This window comes from Aliidongia dinghuensis (assembly GCF_014643535.1).
In the GTDB taxonomy this organism is placed as follows: domain Bacteria; phylum Pseudomonadota; class Alphaproteobacteria; order ATCC43930; family CGMCC-115725; genus Aliidongia; species Aliidongia dinghuensis.
Genome location: NZ_BMJQ01000003.1, coordinates 511,877 through 518,501 on the forward strand (window position 1 = coordinate 511,877; position 6,625 = coordinate 518,501).

5 protein-coding genes are annotated in these 6,625 nt (G+C 65.9%); all 5 read right to left on the reverse strand.

Annotation, left to right across the window (positions count from 1 at the left end; all coding sequences use genetic code 11):
- Nucleotides 1-914 precede the first annotated feature (914 nt).
- On the reverse strand, nt 915-1,838 hold the full coding sequence (locus IEY58_RS08190; RefSeq protein WP_189044482.1) for an SMP-30/gluconolactonase/LRE family protein: 924 nt from the start codon (nt 1,836-1,838) through the stop codon (nt 915-917).
- Entirely contained in the window at nt 1,835-2,662 is an 828-nt protein-coding gene (locus IEY58_RS08195; protein WP_189044484.1) for a citryl-CoA lyase, read from the reverse strand. Before IEY58_RS08195 ends, IEY58_RS08190 begins: the two co-directional genes overlap by 4 nt.
- Complete coding sequence (locus IEY58_RS08200) at nt 2,659-3,852, reverse strand: CaiB/BaiF CoA transferase family protein (RefSeq protein ID WP_189044486.1); 1,194 nt, start codon at nt 3,850-3,852, stop codon at nt 2,659-2,661. Before IEY58_RS08200 ends, IEY58_RS08195 begins: the two co-directional genes overlap by 4 nt.
- Nucleotide 3,853: 1 nt before the next feature.
- On the reverse strand, nt 3,854-4,627 hold the full coding sequence (locus IEY58_RS08205; protein WP_189044488.1) for an IclR family transcriptional regulator: 774 nt from the start codon (nt 4,625-4,627) through the stop codon (nt 3,854-3,856).
- Between the two features lie 77 nt (nt 4,628-4,704).
- A complete protein-coding gene (locus IEY58_RS08210; protein WP_189044490.1) occupies nt 4,705-6,123 on the reverse strand; it encodes an MFS transporter in 1,419 nt (472 codons plus the stop codon).
- Nucleotides 6,124-6,625 lie beyond the last annotated feature (502 nt).

Here is a 6,625-nt window from a genome sequence, read left to right on the forward strand (position 1 = left end):
TATGATTCCCCTTCCGTGGCAAGGAATCTGCGGGGCTGAACTGATTTTGCTGCATCGAGCCCAGATCTCTCACCGAGAATGCTCAGGCAACGCTTCCAACCTGCGCGGCACTTGGTGCGGCACGGCGCGCGTCCAGTCCGCGAGAGTCATTAGCCGGAATGCCGTTCGGATAGGCTGCGGTCAGGTCCTATTCGGCGGCGACTCGGTCCGTCGGACTGCCGTTCCGGCTGCAAGCCACCCCCTCCTCCACCAGGAACTCGAGCGCCGCCGCCGCGAGTGCTTCCTTTAGTTCGCCCGGAAGATCGACGGCCGCTCGCCACACCCCATCGACATCGCGGAAGCACGGCAAGTGGATTGACGTACCTCCACCGCGCGCGCGGCGAGCCTGAAGTCAAAAAATGCGGATGACCACACCCTCACAATCGAGTTCGGCATCAAGCAACGCGTAGACCGTCTTGCTCGTCAGAGGTCGAAGATTAAACAGCTGGAAACTAGCCTGTCCCAAGGGATCAGCCAAATTCAAGGGAACGACGGAGCAAATAATACAGGAACATCGGCAGCACGAGCAGTATTTTGTCCAGCCTGTGTAGCACTACGACGAACGCTGGCTGCCCAGCCTCGCCCGATCTCTCCTGAGGCAAGAATCTTCGATAGTGTACAGGCCCTACATAGGGGAACGGAAAGACCGGGCCGGAAGCGGAATGACGGCTTTTAGAATAACGGAACGGACATTCGTGCGTAGTTCAACAACGATCATGCGCCCCAACTGCCCACTCGGCCCTCGTGGATATGAAGCGGCTGGTGCCTTGCTAGCTTCGTTGCTCGCTCGATTCTAAGATTGCGATCACGTAGTCAGGGTCAGCACGCCCCCCATTCCGATCGAGGCAATGCGCCTCTGCGTCATCATCCTTCCGCTAATTGCGGAAGGATGATGCTCCGCCGATCCCGGACGACGTCCAGGCCGCCCGGAGCACGGTGCCAGTCTCGGATTCGGTGATGAAGAGGCTCCGCCCGCCTGGGCCGCCGAAGGTCAGGTTGGTCACGGTCCGGCCGCGACAAGACGCAATCCGCGCGACTGGCTCGCCCTGCGGGCCGAGCACAAACACAGCTCCCAGGGACGCATGAGCGACCAGCATGTTGCCGGCCTCGTCCGCGGCCATCCCGTCCGGGCCGCTCGTGCCGTGGAAGCTCGCAAAGCGTCCCACTTTCGACGTGCTGCCGTCGGCGAGCAACGGCAGCCGCCAGATCGAGTTGTCCCTGGTCATGGCAACGAACAGCACGTCCTCGTCGCGCGAAAGAACGAGTCCGTTCGGGCTGGGCGCGTTGGCGATGAGGCAGTCGAGCCGGCCGTCCGCGCACAGGCGGAAGACACGGCCGGTCGGGTCGTGGAGCCCGGTCTGGCCCTGGTCGGTGAAGTAGAGATCCCCGTTGCGCGCAAAGATCAGGTCGTTGACGCCTTTGAACCGCTCGCTGTTGCGCCGCGTCAGCACCGGCTCGATCCGTCCCGCCGCCGGATCGAGCGCCATGATCCCGTTCTTGTAGTCGGCAACGAACAGCCGGCCGTCCGGATGGAGAGCAAGCCCGTTCGGTTCGCCGTCATACTCGACCACCAGGCCCCAAGCCCCAGCCGGCGTGATGCGGAAGATGCGTCCGTGGGGGATGTCGACGACGAACAGATTGCCGGTCTGGTCGAAGCAGGGCCCCTCGAGGAAACAATCGACGGGCTGGCCGCGCTTGTTGGCGCGTGACCACTCCGTCACGATCCGCCTGCGCAGTGAGGCCGGCATCTCGGTATGCACTTGGCTGTCGACCATTGGCGGCGGGGCGTACCAGCTCATGGTGCATCCCCCAGATGGCGCTCGGCGGGGCCGGTGTAGCGATAGGGAAACTGTCGCGGCATGGGCCCCTTGTTGCGCTCATGCCGTGCGGTCTGTTCCCAGGCATGGGAGAGGATGCCGACGCTACGCGACAGGCAGAAGATGCCGCGCGCGAGCGGCGGCGGGAAGCCGAGCTCGGTATAGATCACCGCCGTGGCGCCATCGATATTCATCGGGATGCGCTTGCCCTTGCGCTGCTCGAGAACATCCTCGACCGACCGGGCAATCCGGGCGAACCTGCCGTCCACCGCACCGGCCGCGGCAGCTTCCTCGACCAGTGCCAGCAGCCGTCCGGCGCGCGGGTCGATCGGATGGAAGCGGTGGCCGAACCCAGGAATAAACTTGCCCGATGCAGCGATGAAATCATCGAGTGCCGCCGCCGTCGCTTCCGCCAAGCTCGCGCCAGCCTGCATGCGTCGATCGATGTCCAGGTACAGCTCTGAACTCTGTTCACCGGCGCCGCCATGCACGTCGTCGAGCGTGTTCACGGCGGAGGCGATCGCGCCGTTGAGCGGCAGGCCGCAGCTGACCGCCATGCGCGAGATCGCGATCGACGGCGCATGCGGACCATGGTCGACGGAGGCGACAAGAGCCGCGTCGAGAAGCCGGGCCTGATGCGGGCTCGGCCGCTCGCCGTTCAGCATCAGCCAGATCATCTCAGGAAAGCTGACGGCGCCGATCAGCTCCTGGATGGGATAGCCGCGCACCCGGATCGAGCCCGGGTGGATGTCGATGATACCGGTGCTCCAATAATCGCCGGCTTGGTCGAGGGTTGGGTTGCTCACAGCACGTCCTCCGCTCTCAGTCGCTCGATCTCCGCGGCATCGCAGCCAAGACGCTCAAGCCAGGCCTGAGTGTGCTCGGACAAGACGGGCGCCGGCGTTGTCGGTGCCGGGTTATGGTCGTGAAAGCGGAAGCCGCACCGCGTCACGCGCTGGGTTCCGTCCGCGGCGTGGAGTTCGCACACGAAGCCGCGCGCGCTGATGTGCTCGTGCTTCAGAATCTCCGGCACGGTCAGGACCTGGCCCGTGGGCACGCCGGCCGCGATCAGCAAGGGCTCCCATTCGGCCGCACTGCGGCCCTGAAGTGCTGGTTCCAGCTCGGCGGTGAGCGCCGCGCGGTTCGCCTTGCGGCTGTGCCGATCCTTGAAGCGGCCGTCGGTCTTGAGGTCCGCACGCCCGATCACGTCGCAGAGCGCGGCATACTGCTTGTCCTCGTTCGCGGAGATGTTGATCAGCCCCTTGCCGGTTCGGAACGTGCCCGACGGGGCCGCGGTGAAATTGGAATTGCCCATCGGCGTCGGCTCGACCTGGGCATTCAAATAGTTCGAGACGACCCACCCCATGGTCGCGAGCGTCGATTCCAGCATCGAGACGTCGATGAAGCGCCCCGTTCCGGTCTGCCGGGCGCCGACCAGCGCCGCGGCGACGGCAAAGGCCGCCGTCAGGCCGCCGACCGTGTCGGCGACGGGATACCCCACCCGGAGCGGCGCCGATTGAGCGTCGCCGGTGATGCTCATGACGCCCGAGGTGCCCTGGACGATCTGATCGTAGGCTTGGCGCTGGGCAAAGGGGCCGGTCTTGCCGAAGCCGGAAATCGCGCAATAGACCAGCGCCGGCTGGATCTCGCGGAGAGCATCGTAGCCGAGGCCGAGCCGATCCATGACGCCGGGCCGGAAATTTTCGACCAGCACATGGGCTTCCAGCACGAAGCGCTTCAGCAGAGCCTTGCCGTCGGGGTGCTTGAGATCGATCGTGACCGACTGCTTGCCGCCGTTCACGGCGACGAAGGAGGCACCCATGTTGCGCTTGGCGGCCTCCGGATCGGCGCCGAGGCGTCGGGCGAGATCGCCGCGGCCGGGCTGCTCGATCTTGATCACCTCGGCACCCATCAGCGCCAGCTGATAGGTGCAGAAGGGTCCGGCCAGCACGTTGGTGAGGTCGAGGACGCGAACGCCGTCCAACGGTAGCGACATTTCAGGCTCTCCCCGATGCGGCCGCTTGCGCGCGGGCGGCCTCGAGCGCCGCCATGAACGCGGCCGCATTGCCGCCCAGCTTGTTGGTGATGAGTGCCGCCGCCTCGAGCAGTGCCGGCAGGTGACGGGTGACGAAGGCGGCATCGATGCGCACGCTCGGGCCCGCGATGGTGAGGGCGCCCGCCAGCGCCTGCCGGGGGCCGAAAATCGGCGCCGCCATGCCCGACGTGTCGGGAACCCGCTCGCCGAAGGAGGCGTGATGGAAGCGCTCCCTGATCTGCTCGAACGGCTCGCCCGAGCTGCCGGAGAAGGCGGCGAGCACGCGACCGCCGGAGCCCGCCGACAGCGGCAGCGTATCGCCCTCGCTGACGTGGTAGCGAATGGCATGGCGCGACTCGACCCGATGCAGCACGACGCGGGCACCGCCTTCGCGCACATGGAGGACGACGCTCTCGCCCGTCTCTTCCATCAGGTCCCGCATGACCGGCAGCACGACGTCGGCCATATGGTGCGTCCTTTGGTACAGCGTGCCGAGACGGAGCGCCTCAGGCCCGATCCGGTATTGCCCGTCGTCGAGCCGCAGCAGCAGGCGGGCGCGGATCAGCGACTGGGAGAGCCGGAGGATCGTGCTCTTGTAGATGCCCGTTCGGGCGGCGAGCTCCGCAAGCGTGAGCGCGCCGTCGTCCAAGCGGAAGGCGCCGAGGATCGACAGGGCCCGGTCGACCGCGGCAACCCCGCCTGATTCCGCGCCGGCTTCGGTCGCATGTTCGGGCATCGCGGTCTCCACATTGGTCTCTAGGGCTTGGGCGTCAGGGTGCCCAAGTCGGTGCGCATCGTCCATGGCCGCCGCCCTCAATGCGTGATCGCTTCGAGCTGGAAGCCCCGGGTCCGCGGGCCGAACACCCCGATCGCGGTCACGACGACGACCATGGAGCCGACGATGAGCGTGAAGGCTCCCGATGCCCCGAAGTTGCGGAGCGCGAACGCGATCGTGAAGCCCGACAGCATCGCGCTCAGCCGGCTCATGGAATAGACGAAGCCGATCGCCCGGGCCCGCACACGGGTCGGAAACAGCTCCGGCTGATAGGCATGGAAGCCGAACGACATGATGCAGAGGCAGAGCGTGATGCAGGCGCCGAGCGCGATCAGGGCGCGGGCATCGTCGACCTGCGAGAAGGCGACGCCGAAGACGGCGATGCCGCCGGCCCCGAAGACGATGGCCCACTTGCGCTCCACCCGGTCGGCGAAGGGCAGCGCCAGGAGCGGCCCGATCGGGTTGGCGATGGCGATGACGAAGGAATAGAGCAGGCTGTGGGTGACGGTGATGCCGCGGGCGACCAGCAGTGTCGGGACCCAGCTCGCGAAACCGTAATAGCCAATCGTCTGGAAGAAGTTGAACACCATCAGCATGATGGTCCGGCCGCGATATTCGGGTGAGAAGATCTCGGCGAACCTGCCGCGCTCGACGGTAGCGGGCTCGATCGCCGGACCGGGTTCCGGCAGCGGTGCCCCAAATTCCGCGGCGACGCGGGCCTCGATCTTGCTGACGATGCGGTCGGCCTCGGCCAAGCGGCCATGCTGGGCAAGCCACCGCGGGCTTTCCGGCACGCCCAGGCGGATGAACCAGACGAACACCGCCCCGACCGCGCCGATCAGCACGACCCAGCGCCAGCCGTCGAGCCCGAGCGGGGCTTCCGGCACCAGCAGATAGGCCAGCAGGGCCACGAACGGTACCACGCTGTACATGACCATCTGGTTGAAGGCGAAGGCGCGGCCGCGCATGTGGCCGGGCACGAGCTCCGCGACATACGAATCGATCGTGACGAACTCGACGCCGATGCCGACGCCGGCCAGGAGACGCCAGAGATTGAGGCCGGCGGCACTGGTCTGGAACGCCATCACGACGGTGCAGGCCGTGTAGCACAGCAGAGAGACGGTGAAGACGGTGCGCCGGCCGAACCGGTCGGCGGCGAAGCCGAACACGCAGGTGCCGATGAACAGGCCGGCGAAGGTGGCGGCGATGAAGGCCGCGAGGCCGGAGAAGCCGAAGAACGCCTCGGTCGTCTCGGCCAGGATGCCGCTCTTGACCAGGCCCGGTCCGACATAGGCGGTGAAGAACAGGTCGTAGAACTCGAACCAGCCGCCGAGCGACAGCAGGAGGACCAGGGTCCAGATCCGGCGCGTCCCCGGCAAGCGATCGAGCCGGGCATTGATCATACCCGCTGTCAGCGTAGGGGTCGGCGACGGCGCGGCATGTACTTTTGCATCCATGGCGTTTCTCCCTTGGGCAAGGGTGGAAAGCCACCCTTCAGATCGTTCTGCTAGACAGAACGATGTTCTATTATTGATTCGAGCGATACGGCCGACACGCCATGTGGGTCAAGGGATTTCTTCGCGGCGGACGATCGCCAGATATGCCGACGGAGTCGAAGGAAGAGCTTAAGTCGCTGCCGTGACTAGACTTTTCCTCTCGGAGCGGGAGTAAGAGACCGCGCGCCCGCCTTGTCGCGCGCACCTGGGCCAAACACCCGGGCCAAATTCGCAACGGCCTGCGCGAAAGTCCGCTTTCAAACGAAGGATTTTTCCACGGGACTGACCGCTCTGCCACCCGGCCGCTCTTCGGCTTGGGCGGGCCGACAGCGGGCTGGCTTCTGTGGATGGCTCCCGCGTTGCAAGTGCGATGTGATGATCTGGCGTGTGGTCGGGTGCAGTCTTCTGTCCGGCCTGTTGATGCAGTCGGTAGGGACTGCTGGCCCTGATGGAGTCCGCGAAC